Genomic DNA, 17711 nt, shown 5'->3' with positions numbered 1-17711 from the left:
TTTTTTGTTTCTTATGCCTCTTGCCCCGAAAAGAACGGTACCTTGGCGGCGAGTTCCATATCGATCTGTTGCGCCTTGCGAAAGGCCGGACGTGTCTCTACCCGCGCCAAATACTCCTTGAAGACCGGCTTCTCCGGTAAAGCGCGCAAGATGTTCATCGTATAATTGATCCCGGATGCGAGCTGTGTATCGGCCGCAGTGAAGCGTCCGCCCGCAGCGAATGGATGTCTGGCAAGCCTGCGTTCGATATAGGCGAGCATGTCGGCGAACGTGCCGAACGCATAATGGTTGCTTTCATATTTCAGGCCTTGCACATGCGCGCATATGGCCGGATCGAAGACGGAGTCGCAATAAACCAACGCCGTGAGATAGGCGGCTCGATCAGAATCCTCAATTGCCGGCGCCAGCCCCGCCTGCGGGAAGCGGTCTGCGAGGTATATGGTTATTGCAGCGCGCTCGGTTACCACCTGTCCATCGTGAACTATGGCAGGAACCTTTTTGTTGGGTTGGATCGACCTGTAGCTTTCCGGCACGCCTTCACGCGCACGAATGTCGATCATTTCGAATTCATAAGGTACTTGCAGCTCTTCCAACAGCCAAAGGATGCCGGAAGAGCGCGACCAGGGCGCATGATAGAACGTCAACATCGTGTTTCTCCTTCTGCCTGCGCAAGCTATCAAAGCCATCCTGACAAGGGACTGTCAGGATGTTCACGATGGTTTCGATTAGATGCAAAAAAGGCGGCTAAGGCCGCCTTTTTCGATTTTGCCGAGGTTCAACATTCAGTTGGGCAACTGATCGTCGACGCCCTTGATGTAAAAATTCATGCTCAGCACCTCACCGTCAGGCGCAGCCTGGCCCTCTTCAAGCCACAGCGTTCCATCCTGCTTGTAAACGGGGCCGGTGAAGGGGTTGAAGCCTTCATCCTTGATCTTCGCTTCGATGGCCTCCGCGTCCGCCTTCACATCATCAGGCATGTTCGTGTAGGGCGCCATCACCACGTGCCCGTCCTTCATACCGCCCCAGACGTCTTGCTGTTCCCAGGAGCCATCCATGACCGCCTGGACACGTTCGATGTAATAAGGCCCCCAATCATCAACGATGGAGGTCAACTGCGTTTCGGGGGCGAACTTGATCATGTCCGACGCCTGGCCGAAACCCTTGATGCCGCGTTCGGCGGCGACCTGCAAAGGTGCGGTGGAATCGGTGTGCTGGGTGATGATGTCGACGCCCTGATCGAGCAAAGCCTTGGCCGCATCGGCTTCCTTGCCAGCATCGAACCAGGTGTTCGCCCAGACAATCTTGACCTTGAAATCCGGGTTGACCGACTGCGCACCGAGCATGAAAGCATTGATGCCCATCACGACCTCGGGGATCGGGAAAGAGGCAATATAGCCGGCACTGCCTGTCTCGGACATCTTCGCCGCGATTACGCCCTGCACATAGCGCCCTTCATGAAAGCGCGAATTATAGGTCGCGACGTTGGCATGATCGCGCTTGAAACCGGTCGCGTGCTCGAACTTGATGTCGGGAAATTTCGCTGCGACCTTCTGCACCGGATCCATGAAGCCGAAGGAGGTCGCGAAGATGATGTCACAACCCGAACGGGCGAAACGCTCCAGTGCTCTCTCGGCGTCCGCTCCTTCCGGCACGCTTTCGAGATAAGCGGTCTCGACCTTGTCGCCAAAATGCTCTTCAACGTCGAGCAATCCCTGATGATGCTGGTAGGAATAGCCGAAGTCACCGATGGGGCCGACATAAATCCAGCAGGCCTTGGTCTTGTCCTGACCGGCGGCGGGTGCCGAAGCGAACGCAAGAGCCGCAGTGCTTGCGGCGAGAGCCATAATGAGTTTCTTCATTGTTGACGTCCTCTCTGTTGTCTGAGTGCAGGTCTTAACGGGCAGGCACAAAGGGCCGGCCCAGGCAGGCGGGCGTGTTGACCATCGTCAGCCGCCGGTTGCGCGAGATTAGTACAAGAACGGCGATCGTCGCCAGATAAGGCAAGGCCGACAGGAGCTGCGACGGCACCGAAACGCCGATTACCTGTGCATGCAATTGACCGATCGAGACCGCGCCGAACAGATAGGCGCCCGCCAACACGCGCCACGGCCGCCAGGAGGCGAACACGACCAGCGCCAAGGCGATCCAGCCGCGGCCGGCGGTCATGTTCTCAATCCACTGCGGCGTATAGACCAGCGACAGGTAAGCACCCGCGAGCCCGGCACACGCACCACCGAACAGCACCGCCGCGTAGCGCACACCGATCACACGGATACCCAGCGCATGCGCTGAATCGTGATTGTCTCCCACCGAACGCAGTGTCAGCCCGGCGCGCGTTCTGAACAGAAAATAGCCGACGCCGATGACGAGAAGAATCGAGACGTAGAACAGCGGAGCCTGAGCAAACAGGAAACGCCCGACCACCGGCAAATCCGACAGACCGGGGATGACCCATGGCGCCATTTTAACGCCCGGCAGGCCGATGAAGGCTTCACCGATCATGCCTGAGACCCCAAGTCCCAAGAGCGTCAATGCCAGCCCGGTCGCCACCTGGTTGGTGACGAGTGTCAGCGTCAGAAATCCGAAGAGCAGCGCAAAGGCAGCCCCTACCAGAATAGCGGCGAATACACCGAGCCATGGCGAGCCGGTGGTGATGGCTATTCCGAAACCGGTCACGGCGCCCATCACCATCATGCCTTCCACACCAAGATTGAGAACGCCCGAGCGTTCGACCACCAATTCGCCTATGGCGGCGATCAAGAGCGGTGTGGCGGCCGTGGCGATCGTCACCAGAACGGATTCAAGCATGGTCGATGGCCTCCCTGGCCCGCGGCGCGCGTCCGACAAAGCGGATGCGATAATGGATCAGCGTGTCGCAGCCCAGAACGAAGAAAAGCAGCATTCCCTGAAAGGCGCGGGCTGCCTTGTCCGAGAGACCGAGGGATATCTGCGCCGCTTCACCGCCGAGATAGGACAGCGCCAGAACGAAACCGGCTGCGACTATGCCCAGCGGGTTCAACCGGCCAAGAAAAGCGACGATGATCGCCGTGAATCCATAGCCCGGCGAAATGGAAGGCTGGAGCTGGCCGATCGCGCCGGCCACCTCCGAAATGCCGGCAAGCCCTGCGAGGCCCCCAGAAATCAGGAAGGCCAGCATTATCATTCTTGGAGAACTGAACCCGGCAAAGCGCCCTGCCCTCGGACTTTGCCCGAGAACCCGGATTTCGAATCCTTTGCGTGTCCTACGCAGGATGAACCACAGACACAAAGCGGCGAGGATGGCAAAGATAATGCCCCAGTTCGCCCGACCGGCGGACGGCATGAGTTCGGGCAGTACAGCGAAGGTGTGAAAATCGCGTGTTTCGGGAAAGTTCATTCCGCCGGGATCGCGCCATGGACCGCGCACGATCCAGTCGAGAAACAGTTGAGCCACATAGACCAGCATCAGGCTGGTCAGGATCTCATTGGTGTTGAAACGAGCCTTCAGGAAAGCCGGCACGGCGGCATAGGTCGCACCGCCGGCAATGCCCATCACGAGCATCAGCGGCAAAACGAGCCAATTCTGAAAATCCGGCAACACGACAGGAAGTATGCTGCCGGCAACCGCACCGGCGATGAATTGTCCCTCGGCGCCAATGTTCCAGTTGTTGGACAGGAAGCAAACCGACAGCCCGACCGCGATCAGGATGAGAGGCGCTGCCTTGATCGCGAGTTCATGCAGGGACCAAGTCTCCCGCAACGGATCGATGAAATAATAATAGAGCGCATCGAGCGGATTTTTGCCGAGAACGGAGAACATGATCGCGCCGGCGATCATGGTTAGAAGCAGTGCGATCAGGGGGGAAACGGCGCTAAAAAGAACCGAGTGCTGCGGTCGCTTGACGAGTTCCAGTCGCATTATGCCGTCTCCGCTTTTTCTGGCGGTTCGGCGCGCTCCGGCGTGGCACCCCCCATCAACAGACCAATTTTCTCGAAGGTCGCTTCCGCGATGGGCACTGGAGCGGACAGGCGGCCATCATGCATCACCGCGACGGAATCACAGATCTCGAACAACTCATCCAGATCCTGGCTGATGACCAGAACAGCCGAACCCGAGCGTGCCAGATCGATCAACGCCTGTCGGATACGAGCGGCAGCGCCGGCATCGACACCCCAGGTGGGCTGGTTGACGATCATTACCGCGGGCTGGCGGTCGAGCTCACGACCAATGATGAATTTCTGCAGATTGCCGCCGGACAGCGCTGAGGCTTCTGGGTCTTCCCCGCCCTTCCGCACATCCATGGCCTCGACGATGCGTGCGGCGGCGTTGGCCAGCGCACCGGAGCGCACCGTGCCGAGCGCACCGACAAAGGCGCCGGCATCGGTGACGTGGCGTGACAGGAAAAGATTTTCGGAAAGGCGCATCTGCGGTGCCGCGCCGTGACCGAGCCGCTCCTCGGGTACGAAGGCAGCGCCCAGAAGACGGCGCCCGGAAATCCCAAGCCGTCCTGCATCCGTGCCGCGAACGCGGATGGCACCAGCCTTGTCCTGCAGCGCTTCGCCGGACAGGGCTTCAAACAGTTCTCCCTGTCCATTGCCGGCAACTCCAGCGATCCCCACGACCTCGCCGGCGCGCACCGAAAGACTGATCTCGCGCAGCGACACGGCAAAGGGATTTGCCGCGGGCCGGCTAAGTCCCTTGACCTCCAATAGCGACTGGCCGGAGGCGTCGACGCTGCCGACGCGCTTTACCGTATCCACCTCATCACCGACCATCATGCGGGCGAGCGACGCGGCAGTTTCCCGCCTCGGATCACAATGCGAAACCACCCGGCCGTGGCGCAGAACGGTCGCCCGGTCGCAAAGCCGTTTCACCTCCTCGAGGCGGTGAGAGATGTAGAGGATCGATTTGCCCTCATCGCGCAGAGTTTCCAGCGTCTCGAAGAGCCTGTCGGCCTCCTGAGGGGTGAGAACCGATGTCGGCTCATCGAGAATGATCAGATCCGGCTTTTGCAAGAGGCAACGGATGATCTCGATGCGCTGGCGTTCGCCGACCGAGAGATCACCCACATGGGCAAAGGGGTCGAGTGGCAGGCCGTAGGCTTTGGAAAGTTCACGCGCACGCTCGGCCACCTGCAGAATGGGTGTCGTGTCATCCAGCGCAAGCATGATGTTCTCTGCGGCGGTCAACGCTTCGAAGAGCGAAAAATGCTGAAAAACCATGCCGATACCGAGACGCCGGGCTTCGCCGGGGGATTGGATGGCGACCACCCTCCGTTTCCAGCGGATTTCACCGGCCGCCGGCTCGAGCGCACCGAACAGCATCTTCACCAGCGTCGACTTGCCGGCGCCGTTTTCGCCAAGAAGCGCATGAATCTCGCCTTTTCCAATCGAAAGATCGATCGCGTCGCAAGCTTTCAATGCGCCGAATGTCTTTGTCAGGCCGCGAACCTCGAGAAGTTCGCCGCCTTCGCCTTCGTGTCGTTGATCCACGCCGGCTCCCACTTCGGTCATTTTTGTTCTGTTCCCAGATCAATCATAGGCGGATGGCTTCGCCGCGCATTAGAGCCGCATTCCTTGAAAGAGATTCAAACACAACCGCCCCATTACCCCTTATGTCCTTTCCCCAGATTCGGCCAAACCTGCATGATGCCACCGATTGCAAAGAGGTATAAGCCAGTTATCCCTATACCCAATCGCACCAATTGATGGGCCTCGAGCTCTTGAAGAAGCCCCAGCACACCGAAAGCGCACCAGGCAAAAAATACCGCGAGATTGAGGGTGCGCAGGCGCTGTACCCGTACCGGATGCAGGAAAAAAATCGGCAAAAACGTCGTCACCGCAGAGATGAGCACCACCGCGAATGCGACCTGCTCGCCGGGTTGAACCACGAAAAGCGTGAAAACCACCATGTTCCAGACCACGGGAAAGCCCTTGAAGAAGTTCTCCCGCGTCTTCATTCCGGTATCGGCATAGTAGATCGCACTGGTGACGACGATGATCGCCGCCGACAGAAACGACAGTCCCTGCCCCATGAACCCGCTCTGATAAAGTGCAAAGGCGGGGATAAGAACATAGGTCACGTAGTCGATGATGTTGTCGAGCATATCGCCAGACCAGGTGGGGAGGACCTGCTTCACATCGAGCTTGCGCGCAATCGGGCCGTCTATTCCATCGACGAACAGAGCAAAACCCAGCCACCAGAACATGGCGGTCCAGCGCTCTTCGCTGGCAGCGACGAGCGACAAAAAGGCGAGGAAGGATCCGGACGCGGTCAGGAGATGTACTGAAAACGCCTTGGCCTGCGGAGCCGTGACTTTCTTGGTTTTCATGATGGCTGCCTAGGGTCCACGCCAATCGAGCGGGCATATTTCGGCCGAGCGACCGGCAAAGTTCCAGTTGCGCCCAAAGGCACGCATGCGGCTCTTGTCAGACCGTGCAACGGTGATCTCCGGTGCGATCCAGTATTGTGAATTGGTGATGACGGTGTCGCCATCCTTGTCCTTGCCGGCAATCGGCGTGATCGCCCCGTCGATAACCTTCGGAATCTGAAAGATACGGGTCTTGTCTTCGGTCTCGTAGCTCACGGGTGCACGCTGGATGCCGAGAAACTGGCCAACGAGAATCGACAGAAGCCCGGTCGTGCCACCTGCCTTGCCGGAAAAGATCTTGCCGACCGCCTTTTCGGCGTAAATCGATGCGCGTTCGTCGAGAAAGAGACCGGCGGTCCAGTTGCCGCGGCTCATATAGCCGGGAATTTCCATCACCAAGCCGAGATTCAGGCCCGAAAGGTCGGTCTCGCCATAGTGTCCCTGATCGATGCGGAAACCGGCCCAAGTCTGACAATATCCCTCGGTGGGCGGATGATTGCCCAGCGAAAGCACGCAGGGGCAGAATACGGTGCAATTGCATGACAGCACCAGTTCGCCTTTCAGCGCCCAGTCTTTCTTTCCCATTGCATCTGACCCCTCTTCTAGACCGAGACTACAAGAAGCGCGAGCGCCCACACAAGCAGCAGACCGCCTGAAACACGTGTGAAAATCCGACTATGACCAGATTTCTCCACCATGGTGAAAACACCGAGAAGCGCCATCCAAAAGAGGTTCATCAGGCCAACCGCGAACATCACCAGCATAAGCGCCCAGCAACAGCCTAGGCACCAAAGGCCTTGCCGCAAACCGAGCCGATAGATTGCTGCCGGGCGCGTGCTCCAGCGACCGAACAGAGTGGCAAAGGGATTGCGGCATTTGACGAGACACGCCTCCTTCAGCCCGGAGAACTGATAGAGACCGGCGATGAGAAGCACGATCGCACCCGCATGTCCGGTCCAGGGCGACAGGATGGAGCCGCGATCGTACAAAGCTTCAACCCCGAGCGCGATCGTCGCAAAGCAGATGGATGCCGCCAACCAGACGGTCAGATAACCCGCAACCAGCACGAGCGGGTGTACCACGTTGTGATCCTTACGGGCCGCGGTGTCGGCAATTTCACAATAGGTACGGATCAATGGGGTTGCAGAGGGCAGCATCATGGCGAACGCCATAAGGAACCACATGAAAGAAAACACAGCGAAAACACGCGCTCCACCGCCCACCTGCACCGGTGTCAGGCAGAGCGATAGCAGCGTTTCGAGAGAAGCCGGCAACGGCATTTCCGGAAGACTGCCAAGCCAAACCCCTCCTGGGCCTGCAGCCCGTGGCTCGATCGTGGCAATCCCCCCGCCCATAAGCGCGAGCAGGATCCAGGAAGTCACAACGGCCAGTATCAGCGCCGAGAGAGAAATTGGAAACGCCATGAGCGACAGGCGATGAACGGTCCGGCCGGTGCCCGCCAAGGTCTTCGGATGCGGCTCTTCATGGATCACGCCTTTACCCCGCAATTCTTCCCTGGGTGTTTTCGCCGCGTTGAATCTTGCATCGAACGGCACCATCATGACAAAGACAGACTGTACCTGTCGATGAAGACAGAAGCATAGATGGATCAAAAGCTTTGGGCGATAGTGACCGTAAAATTCTCGTCGCAGGAACCGGGCCCGCTGGTCTCATTGCGGCGCTTCTGCTGGCGCATCACGGTTATCCGGTGACGCTTGCCGGTCCGGTTCCAAGGGGGCGGGATCGGCGTACCGTGGCGTTGATGCGCCCGTCGCTGGAAGCAATCGAACCGCTGGGGGTCCTCGGCAAGCTTCTGCCCGAAACAGCACCGCTTCGCGCCATGCGTCTGGTGGATGCGACCGGAAGACTGGTGCGCAGCCCGACCGTAACCTTTCACGCGGGAGAGATCGGTGAGGAGTATTTTGGCCTGAACATCCCCAATGCGCGACTTTCGGAAGAATTGGCCGAGGCCGCAAAGGGATCTCCGCTGATCGAATGGCACGAGAGCCTCGTTGGCGCGTGGTCCTGCGAAGCAGAGCGGGTGATCGCGACGCTGGACAATGGCGAACGCCTTTCGGCCCAACTTGCAATCGCCGCCGATGGCCGCAATTCACCTGCCCGTCGGGCCGCCGGCATGTCGGCCAGGACGCGCACCCTGCCGCAATCGGCTCTCGTGCTGAATTTCAAGCACACACGAGAACACGGTTTCGTTTCGACGGAGTTCCATACGAGAAGCGGTCCATGCACGCAGGTGCCCCTGCCCGGGATGCGTTCGAGCCTGGTCTGGGTGCTGCGTCCGCAGGACGCCGACACCATGAATACGCTCAACGACAATGCCCTGTCGCTTAAGCTCGAGGAACAGCTTTCCTCGTTTCTTGGCCGCGTCACGGTGGAGCCCGAACGCCAGATCTATCCTCTAAGCACGCTTATGCCGTCTCGTTTCGGGCAAAACCGGATCGCACTGATCGGCGAAGCCGCGCACGTGTTTCCGCCCATTTCGGCACAGGGGCTCAACCTGGGTATCCGCGACGTAGAGGATATCGTCGCGGTCGTCGCCGCATTCCGCGACGATCCGGGAGCACCAGCTGCCGTGACGCGGTATGACGCGCTCCGCCGTCCCGATGTCCTGGCCCGCAGCAATTCGGTCAATCTGCTGAACGCCTCGCTTCTATCGGGTCTTCTTCCCGCGCAGATCGCCCGCAGCGCCGGGCTTGGCATCATTGACAGCATTCCGCCGTTGCGCGCGCTTTTCATGCGCGAAGGCATGCGGCCGGGCAGCGGTTTTTCCGCCCTTCTGCCGCTCAAGGGAAAAGATCAGGCGGCAGAATCCCGTTCGTAATCGCATAAAGCAGAGCGGTGACGGTGGCCACCGAAACCAGCGTGGTGATGAGCACGCTGGCGGAGGCGCGTTCCATCCACACACCATATTGCTGGCTGATCACGAATACATTGGTTGCCGTGGGCAAAGATGCCAGAAGAACGGCGGAAAACACCCAGCTTTCGGAGAAATTTCCGATCCAGCTCAGCATGACATAGCAGATCGCCGGGTGAAGAACGAGCTTAAGGCCAACGATTGCGCCAACCTCGTGAGGCACACGCCTGAGTGGCCTCAGAGCCAGACTCACCCCCATGGCGAACAGCGCGCAGGGCGCTGCCGCCGATGCGAGATATGCCAGCAGACGCTCGACGGGAAGCGGCGGAGTAAAATGCAGTGCCGCAGCGATAACACCTGCCGCGGTTGCCACGATGAAAGGATGCAAGGCAATCTTGCTTAACACGTCCAGAAACAGTCGCCCAGGCTCCTGTTTGTCGCCGCCCGAGATCGCCATCATCATCGGCGCGACCGCGAAGTGAACGATGTTTTCGAAACAAAAGATCAGCGCTACCGGAACCGCTGCGTCCTCCCCCAAGGCGAGCAGCGCCAGACCGGGGCCCATATAGCCGATATTGCCGTAACTCGCCGCAAGCCCTTTGATGGTGCTCTCAGCGATCGAACTGCCGCTGATCAGGCGCGAACCGGCGAACATGATGGCGAACACAATATAGGTGGAAGCGACCGCGCCGAAGATATAGCCCCATTCCGTCAAGCGCTCGATGGGGGGTTTCGCCAGAAGCTGGAAAAAGAGCGCCGGAAGGGCCACATAGATGACAAACGTGTTCATCCAGCCAAGCGCATCGGCAGGATGCGGCTTAAGCCGCGCCACTGCGTAGCCGATGAAGATCAATCCGAAAAACGGCAGAACAAGTCCTGCGACACCGGCCATAGCCCATCCCCGCCAGGGCGGTTGTTCAGACCATCGATCTGCGCAAGCAACCCGAAAACGTTTCGCCCAAATATCGCGGCTAGCCCGCGCGTACCCCGCCCGTCAAGTCCGTGGGATTGAATTGTGGCGGCTGCTGCGCCACATAGGTGTCAGAGGTATGATTATGCAAAATATTGGAACCGCAAAATTTCGCATCGGGCAAGTCGTTCGTCATCGGATGTTCGACTTCCGTGGTGTAATTTTCGACGTTGATCCCGAATTCAACAACACCGAAGCCTGGTATCAGGCAATTCCGGAGGAAGTGCGCCCGCGCAAGGATCAGCCCTTCTACCACCTGCTCGCAGAAAACGAGGAGACGGAGTATGTCGCCTATGTATCGGAGCAAAACCTGATGCCCGACGAGTCCGGCATGCCGGTCCGGCATCCGCAGTTGGCCGAATTTTTCGTGGAAACCGGCGATGGCCATTATGAACCACGTGAACGGATTCACCACTAACAGCAAGCTTCATCGGCGCAATTAAAACGGGGCCGCAAGGGCCCCGTTTTCTGTTCGCACTTGAAAAGGCGTGAGAGCTATTCGGACTGCTTCGCCTTCTCCTGCGCTTCGCGCAGCTTCTCGGTAAACTCTTCGTTGTTCTTGTTCACAAAGTCCTGAAGCTTCTTCTGGCGGTCTTCGATGTCGGATTGCGGCAGCGGGTCGCCATCGTAGGCATTGGTGAAACCGGACAACGTCATCTTGATCGGATTGGGCTGGTTCTGGAAGTTGACAGACGTCAGCGTCAGTTCCGAGCCGCGCTTGAACGAAGCAACAAGCTGATCGGTGAGCGGAGCTTCGGCAATGCAGCGATCCGGCAGGCAGATCGCATAGTCGATCTTCTGCGTCTGGCCACCGTCGATCTGCAGGCCAATACCGGGAGGCACCATGCGGCCGGTCGGGACGGTGATCTGGAAAACCTTGCGGTTCACCTTGCCCTTCACTTCGATGAGGCTGACACCAGTGATCATCTGACCGGTTTCGGCCACGAGAACATTCTGCACGTTGCAGATATCCACGTCTTCCTGTTTGGTGCAGGCCTTGAACCAACCCTGAGGCGGCTGCTGCTGTTGCGCGGCGGCGACACCAATGCCACTTGCGGCCACGCAGGCGGCGCCGGCAAGGGCGAACAGGGTGCGGATTGCTTTCGCGTTCAGGCTTTTCATATGGCTCAGTTCCTCTAAATGCACAGCGCCAGAATATCGTTCATAGCGTCACCTGTTGTTTAAATGCGGCGACAGCATGACCCTCGGGCGCGTGTTACACTGCCGCGTAGCGCGAATCCAGCCCGTCCGGGCAATTCGATGGACTTTATGACGGGGTGCGGCAAACATCACACGATGCGCCGGCTGCCCGGAAAAAGGCACACTGTGTGATAGGCTCCGAGGAGAATCACGGAACCGCTTGAAGATCCGGCTAAGGTGCGTCGATGTTTCCAGCCCTCAAAACCATTTGTTTCGCCATTTCGGTCAACTTGATCGCATCGGGCGCCGCCTTGGCGGCCGATGATGCGCCCAAGCACGGTGTTGCCATGCACGGCATTCCGGCACTGCCTGCCGATTTCAGCCATTTCCCCTATGCCAATCCCGATGCTCCGAAGGGCGGCGACGTGACCTATTGCGTGGTCGGTTCCTTCGATAACCTCAACCCGTTCATTCTCAAGAGCATGCGCACCACGGCACGTGGCGTTATCGACACGATTTTCGGAAATCTGGTCTTCGAGCCGCTGATGATGCGCAGCGCCGACGAGCCGTTTTCCCTCTACGGGCTTCTCGCCGAAAGCGTCGTTATGGACGAAGCACGCAGTTACGCGGAGTTCAATCTCGACCCCGACGCCAAATGGTCGGATGGCGAACCGGTCACTCCGGAAGACGTCATCTTCAGTTACGAAGCTTATACGGAAAAAGGTCGCCCCCCTTATTCAAGCCGCATGGCGAAGATCGAGAAAATCGAAAAAACCGGCGATCACAGCGTGCGTTTCACGTTCAACGACAAGGCAGACCGTGAATTTCCTTTGATCGTCGCCATGACTCCAATCGTTCCGGAGCATGCCTTCAATATCGAGACATTCGACCAGACCACATTGAAGCCGGTGACCGGCAGCGGTGCTTACCGCATTTCAAAAGTCGAGCCCGGTCGACGCATCGTCTTCACTCGAAACGAGGATTACTGGGGCGAAAATATTCCCTCCAAGCGCGGTTTCGACAATTTCGATGAGGTCACGATCGAATATTTCCTCAACGTGAATTCTCTCGTGGAAGCGTTCAAGAAGGGGATTTGCTCGGTATATGCGGAGTCCGATCCTGTAAGACGGCAGCGCGGCATAGACTTTCCCGCGGCGCGCGAAGGCAAGGTCGTCAGCGAAACCTTCACCAACGGGATTCCGCCCGCCGTCTCCGGCTTCTTCTTCAACACGCGCCGCGAAAAATTCTCCGATCCGCGTGTGCGTCGTGCCCTGACAAAGCTTTATGATTTCGGCTGGGTGAACCAGAACATCTTGCGCGGCGAGTATGAACGCACACTCAGCTACTGGCAGGGATCGCACCTTTCCGCACTCGGCAAACCGGCGGATGCGCGCGAACGCGCGCTGCTTGAACCCTATGTCGACCGTGTCACGCCCGAGGTGATGGAAGGAAGCTATGGAAAGTCGGACCTTGCCGGCAAACCTGTCGGCCGCGAACAGATGCGGGAGGCATTGCAAATGCTCAACGAGGCTGGCTACAACCTTAAGGGCAATGCGCTGGTGAACGCCGACGGAGAGGCCCTGACCTTTGAAATCCTGGTGACGTCTGAGGAAGGCGAACGCCTTGCGGCGGTTTTCCAAAGGGCCCTGCGGAAGATCGGTGTGGGTGTTTCGATCCGGCTTCTGGACGATTCACAGGCCCAGCAACGCAAGCAGCGCTACGATTTCGACGTCATCATCGCCTCCGTGGGTTTTTCCGGTTCACTCTCGCCAGGCATCGAGCAACTGACGCGCTGGGGATCCGATGCCGCCAAAGCCGAAGGAACGTTCAACCTGTCCGGCGCAGCCGATCCCGCCATCGATGCGATGATCGATGCGATGTTGAATGCACGTGACATGGACGACTATGCCGCAGCCGTCCGTGCCCTCGATCGGCTGTTGATGTCCGGTGCGTATGTCGTACCGATGCAGCACGACAGCGACGAATGGGTTGCTTACTGGAACGATCTGGATCATCCGGAGAAAACCCCGCTTTACGGCTATAAACTGCAGACCTGGTGGCACAAACCGGAATCGGAATAGGCAGAAACCATGGCGCATCCCCTCCCCATCACCATCGACGTCGTTTCCGACGTCGTCTGCCCCTGGTGCTACATCGGTCGCGCGCGCCTCGAAAAAGCTCTGGAGGCGGCGCCCGAAGTGGCCGTGGATTTGCGCTGGCGCCCGTTTCAGCTTGACCCGACAATTCCGCCCGAAGGCAAAAGCCGCCACGCTTATCTGACCGACAAGTTTGGCGACGAGGCGCGTATTCGTCAGATGCACGAGCAAATCAGCGCGGTTGGACAGGCCGAAGGCATCGCTTTCGATTTCGATGCAATCGAGACCGCCCCCAATACGCTGAACGCGCATCGAGCGATCCGCTGGGCGGCAACGGCGGAACCAGGTGTCCAGGACGGTCTCGTCGGTATCCTTTTCGCACTTTATTTCGAAAAAGGCATGAACATCGGCGATCCCGCCATTCTGATCGAAGCCGCGAAGGATGCGGGCATGGACGCCGCCGTGGTGGAAACGCTGCTTGCAACGGATGCCGACAAAGCCGAGGTCGAACAGGAAATCGCGACGGCGCAGCAAATGGGTGTTACCGGCGTGCCCTGCTTTCTGCTCGAGGGGCGTTATGCGGTGGTGGGAGCGCAGGAGGCTGCGACGCTCGCGGACGCCGTCCGTCAGGTCGCTCAAGCAAAGGCCGACGGCACTTTGCAAAAGGATCAGACCTGAGTTTTTCAGCCCGCTGTGAAACCACCACCTTAGAGAAAAATCATAAAATGTTGATTTTAGTTCTTTTTCTTTGTCTTCGTGTCGACTGTTCTGCTAGGCTGCCTTTTTGTCGATCAGTCGCACAAGTTGCGTCATGATGACAGCAGCGCCTGCAAGTCGTTTCTCGGGCGTCGGCCAGTCGCGGATAAAAACGATGCTCTGATCGGGTCGTATCTTGGCAAGTGAACCCTGCTCGCCGATGAAACGCACAAGCCCCACCGGATCCGGAAACTCCTGATTGCGGAAATGTGCCACAACGCCCTTCGGGCCGGCATCCAGCTTCTCCACATTGGCTTTGCGGCAAAGTGCCTTGATGAAGACAATCTTGAGGAGATGCTCAACTTCTTGCGGAAGGGCACCGAAACGGTCGATCAATTCCGCACCGAAAGCGTCAATCTCCTCCGGCGTTTCCAATTCGGCAATGCGACGGTAGAGGCCAAGCCTCAACTGGAGATCCGAAACATAGTTTTCGGGTATCATCACTGCGGTTCCGACGGTGATCTGCGGCGACCAGCCTGTGTCGGCGGCCTCCTCTGAACCCTTCAACTCGGCAACCGCTTCCTCCAGCATCTGCTGATAAAGCTCGTAGCCGACCTCCTTGATATGCCCCGACTGTTCCTCGCCGAGCAAATTGCCGGCACCGCGAATATCGAGATCGTGACTTGCAAGCTGGAATCCCGCGCCAAGTGTGTCGAGCGATTGCAGAACCTTGAGCCGCCGTTCGGCCGTAGTCGTGAGTGTCCGATTGGGCGGAAGGGTGAAGAGAGCATAGGCGCGCACCTTGGAACGGCCAACGCGACCTCGCAACTGATAGAGCTGCGCGAGACCGAACATATCCGCGCGGTGAACGATCAGCGTGTTGGCGGTGGGAATGTCGAGGCCCGATTCAACAATCGTCGTCGATAGAAGAACATCGTACTGCCCATCGTAGAACGCGTTCATGATGTCATCGAGTTCGCCGGGCGGTAGCTGCCCATGCGCCGTGGCCACTTTCAGTTCGGGCACATGTTCGTTCAGAAAGTCGCGCACCTCGGCCAGATCGGAGGTGCGCGGGACGACGTAAAAACTCTGCCCGCCACGATAGCGCTCTCGCAAAAGCGTCTCTCGTATGACCAGCGGATCGACCGGAGAGATAAAGCTGCGCACGGCCATACGGTCCATAGGCGCCGTCGTTATGAGCGACAGCTCGCGCACACCGGTCAGTGCAAGCTGCAGGGTTCGCGGGATCGGGGTGGCCGAGAGCGTCAAAACGTGAATGTCCGACTTCAGATCCTTCAAACGTTCCTTGTGCTTGACACCGAAATGCTGCTCCTCATCGATGATGAGAAGGCCGAGATTCTTGAATGTAACGGAATTGCCCAGAAGCGCATGCGTGCCTACAACGATGTCGACCGTACCGTCCGTAAGCCCCTTCTTGGTCTCGGAAAGCTCTTTCGACCCGACAAGCCGGGATGCCTGACGCACACGCAGTGGCAGGCCGGCGAACCGGTCGCGAAACGTTTTGAAATGCTGTCGGGCAAGAAGCGTGGTGGGAACAACGATCGCAACTTGCAGCCCTTCCATGGCTGCGACGAACGCAGCACGCAGGGCGACCTCCGTCTTTCCGAACCCCACATCGCCACAAATCAGCCGGTCCATGGGCCGCCCGGAGCTCAAATCGTCGATCACGGCGTCGATGGCTGTCTGCTGATCGTCCGTCTCCTCATAGGGAAAACGCGCGGCAAACTCCCCATAGAGACCGTCGGGCGGCGCAAGCTTCACGCCGGGGCGCATTTCACGTTCCGCGGCAATGCGGATAAGATGCCCAGCCATTTCCAGAAGCTTCTTCTTGAGCTTCGCTTTGCGTGACTGCCAGGCGACACCGCCAAGCTTGTCAAGCATTGTGTCCGGCCCGTCGGAGCCATAGCGTGACAAGAGTTCGATGTTCTCGACCGGCAGGAAAAGCCGGTCGTCACCCGCATAGCGCAATTCGAGGCAATCATGCGGGGCACCCATAGCCTCGATGGTCTTGAGGCCGATAAACCGTCCGATCCCGTGATCGGCATGAACAACGATATCGCCGGCCGAAAGCGCGGCAATTTCGGCGATGAAATCGGACGCTTTCTTGCGCTTCTTCGCACGGCGTACCAAACGATCGCCGAGAATATCCTGTTCGCCTATAACGGCAAATCGCGCCGTCTCGAAACCGGCTTCCAACGGGAGAATACCGATTCCGGCCTGCTCTTGCGGACGCTTTTCCAGCTCCGCCAGGGTGTCGACACGCGCGACATTGCCCAAACTGTGTTCGGCGAGAATCTGCGAAAGACGCTCGGCAGAACCCTCAGTCCAACCGGCAATCAACACACGCTTGCCATTGGCGCGCAGCGCACCGATGTGCTTGACGGCATGGTCGAAAACATTGGCATTGGGATCGGCACGTTCCTCGGCAAAGTTGCGCCCAGCCATCGCCCCGGCGTGATAAACGCGCGATTTGCCGGTCTCCGGCGTTGCAAACGGCGTAAAGTGGATCACGCGTCTGGCACTCGCCGCCGCACGCACCTCATCCGGGTCGAGATAGAGAGTCTGGGGTGCAACGGGTTTGTAGGGAACCGCACCGCCCAACTCGCTTCCCTCCATCTGCACGCGACGGGCCTCGTAATGATCGACAACCAGTGCATGACGCTCACCGAGCGCCTCTTCGGCCAAATGATCGAACACCACAGGTGCTTCAGGAAGGTAATCGAGGACGCTTTCAAGGCGTTCGTGAAACAATGGAAGCCAGTGCTCCATACCGGCAAAACGTCGCCCCTCGGTAACGGCCGTATAAAGCGCATCGTCGCGCGAGGGCGCACCAAAAGTCTCGATATAGTTGCGCCGAAACCGGCTGATCACATCAGACGTAAGTGTGATCTCGCTCATCGCCTGAAGTGCAACTTCGGTGCGCTGGCCAACGGTGCGCTGGGTCGCCACATCGAAGGCGCGGACCGATTCGAGTGTGTCGCCGAAGAAGTCGAGCCGCAGCGCCTCATCCCAGCCGGGGGCGAATAGATCGAGAATACCGCCGCGCACCGCATATTCGCCAACGTCGCGAACGGTGGACACACGTTCGAAACCGCTCGTTTCCAGCCTTCCTGTAAGCGCGGTCATGTTTACTTGATTTCCGGGGCGCGCAAAAAAGCCCTGAGCGCCGATCTGATCCGCCGGGGGCATGCGCTGCAAAAGCGCATTGGCACTGACGATCACGATCGCGCGATGCGGCACCCTGCGAAGCTCGGCCATGGCACCCATCGCCGCAAGTCGCCGAGCGGCCGCATCTCCCCCCGGCGACACACGATCATACGGCAAGCAATCCCAGGCCGGCAGGTCCAGAACGGGCAATCCAGGATCGGCAAACCGTAGCGTATCGACGAGCGCCGGCAGACGCTGCCCGTCGCGGAGAACGAAGATCGTCGGACCGTCGGGTGCCACCTCGCGCGCCACCACGCTCAGCGCAAAGGCCTCAAAACCGTCGGCGACACCATCCACGGTCAGAGCGCCAGCGCCCTCGCGCGGCAGTTTCAAAACATCCATAAGGCTCATCAGCGTCG

15 protein-coding genes are annotated in these 17711 nt (G+C 58.9%); 4 read left to right on the top strand and 11 right to left on the bottom strand.

Going from position 1 to position 17711, the window contains the following annotated elements; all coding sequences use genetic code 11:
* Positions 1 to 11 precede the first annotated feature (11 nt).
* The 8 genes from QZ638_RS01340 to QZ638_RS01305 form a co-directional block, all read right to left on the bottom strand.
* Positions 12 to 647, bottom strand: a complete 636-nt coding sequence (locus tag QZ638_RS01340) for a glutathione S-transferase family protein (protein ID WP_295805987.1) — start codon at positions 645 to 647, stop codon at positions 12 to 14.
* Positions 648 to 782: 135 nt separating this feature from the next.
* Positions 783 to 1859: a BMP family ABC transporter substrate-binding protein gene (locus QZ638_RS01335; RefSeq protein WP_295805986.1), complete on the bottom strand. Its 1077-nt coding sequence runs from the start codon at positions 1857 to 1859 to the stop codon at positions 783 to 785.
* Between the two features lie 34 nt (positions 1860 to 1893).
* Positions 1894 to 2808 (bottom strand): ABC transporter permease, encoded by a 915-nt coding sequence (locus tag QZ638_RS01330; protein ID WP_295805985.1) that lies wholly within the window; start codon positions 2806 to 2808, stop codon positions 1894 to 1896.
* Complete coding sequence (locus QZ638_RS01325; RefSeq protein ID WP_295805983.1) at positions 2801 to 3898, bottom strand: ABC transporter permease; 1098 nt, start codon at positions 3896 to 3898, stop codon at positions 2801 to 2803. Before QZ638_RS01325 ends, QZ638_RS01330 begins: the two co-directional genes overlap by 8 nt.
* Positions 3898 to 5493, bottom strand: coding sequence for an ABC transporter ATP-binding protein (locus QZ638_RS01320; protein WP_295805981.1), 1596 nt, complete (start codon positions 5491 to 5493; stop codon positions 3898 to 3900). Before QZ638_RS01320 ends, QZ638_RS01325 begins: the two co-directional genes overlap by 1 nt.
* Positions 5494 to 5585: 92 nt before the next feature.
* A complete protein-coding gene (pcsA, locus tag QZ638_RS01315) occupies positions 5586 to 6311 on the bottom strand; it encodes a phosphatidylcholine synthase (protein ID WP_295805980.1) in 726 nt (241 codons plus the stop codon).
* Between the two features lie 9 nt (positions 6312 to 6320).
* Positions 6321 to 6935, bottom strand: coding sequence for a DUF1326 domain-containing protein (locus tag QZ638_RS01310; RefSeq protein ID WP_295805977.1), 615 nt, complete (start codon positions 6933 to 6935; stop codon positions 6321 to 6323).
* Between the two features lie 17 nt (positions 6936 to 6952).
* Positions 6953 to 7843: a DUF2182 domain-containing protein gene (locus QZ638_RS01305; protein WP_295805976.1), complete on the bottom strand. Its 891-nt coding sequence runs from the start codon at positions 7841 to 7843 to the stop codon at positions 6953 to 6955.
* A 125-nt stretch (positions 7844 to 7968) separates the two neighbouring features.
* Between QZ638_RS01305 and QZ638_RS01300 the strand changes: the two genes are divergently transcribed.
* Complete coding sequence (locus tag QZ638_RS01300) at positions 7969 to 9189, top strand: UbiH/UbiF family hydroxylase (protein ID WP_295805974.1); 1221 nt, start codon at positions 7969 to 7971, stop codon at positions 9187 to 9189.
* On the opposite strand, the gene QZ638_RS01295 is transcribed toward QZ638_RS01300, so the two are convergent.
* Positions 9152 to 10114, bottom strand: a complete 963-nt coding sequence (locus tag QZ638_RS01295; protein WP_295805972.1) for an AEC family transporter — start codon at positions 10112 to 10114, stop codon at positions 9152 to 9154. The two genes, QZ638_RS01300 and QZ638_RS01295, sit on opposite strands and share 38 nt — an antisense overlap.
* Before the next feature lie 163 nt (positions 10115 to 10277).
* Here QZ638_RS01295 and hspQ point away from each other — a divergent pair, with 163 nt between their 5' ends.
* Positions 10278 to 10610: a heat shock protein HspQ gene (hspQ, locus tag QZ638_RS01290; RefSeq protein ID WP_295806006.1), complete on the top strand. Its 333-nt coding sequence runs from the start codon at positions 10278 to 10280 to the stop codon at positions 10608 to 10610.
* 77 nt (positions 10611 to 10687) lie between these two features.
* Here the strand turns inward: hspQ and QZ638_RS01285 are convergent, their stop codons facing one another.
* Positions 10688 to 11314 carry an invasion associated locus B family protein gene (locus QZ638_RS01285; RefSeq protein ID WP_295805969.1) on the bottom strand — a complete coding sequence of 209 codons (627 nt, stop codon included), beginning with the start codon at positions 11312 to 11314 and terminating at the stop codon, positions 10688 to 10690.
* A 263-nt stretch (positions 11315 to 11577) separates the two neighbouring features.
* Between QZ638_RS01285 and QZ638_RS01280 the strand changes: the two genes are divergently transcribed.
* Positions 11578 to 13413, top strand: a complete 1836-nt coding sequence (locus QZ638_RS01280; RefSeq protein ID WP_295805968.1) for an extracellular solute-binding protein — start codon at positions 11578 to 11580, stop codon at positions 13411 to 13413.
* 9 nt (positions 13414 to 13422) lie between these two features.
* Positions 13423 to 14106, top strand: coding sequence for a DsbA family oxidoreductase (locus QZ638_RS01275; protein WP_295805966.1), 684 nt, complete (start codon positions 13423 to 13425; stop codon positions 14104 to 14106).
* 93 nt (positions 14107 to 14199) lie between these two features.
* Here QZ638_RS01275 and mfd read toward each other — a convergent pair whose 3' ends face one another.
* A complete protein-coding gene (gene mfd, locus QZ638_RS01270) occupies positions 14200 to 17703 on the bottom strand; it encodes a transcription-repair coupling factor (RefSeq protein WP_295805964.1) in 3504 nt (1167 codons plus the stop codon).
* Positions 17704 to 17711 lie beyond the last annotated feature (8 nt).

This window comes from uncultured Nitratireductor sp. (assembly GCF_913053745.1).
Classification (GTDB): Bacteria; Pseudomonadota; Alphaproteobacteria; order Rhizobiales; family Rhizobiaceae; genus Nitratireductor.
Note: the sequence above shows the minus strand (reverse complement) of the source record. Positions and strands in the feature narration are given on the sequence as shown.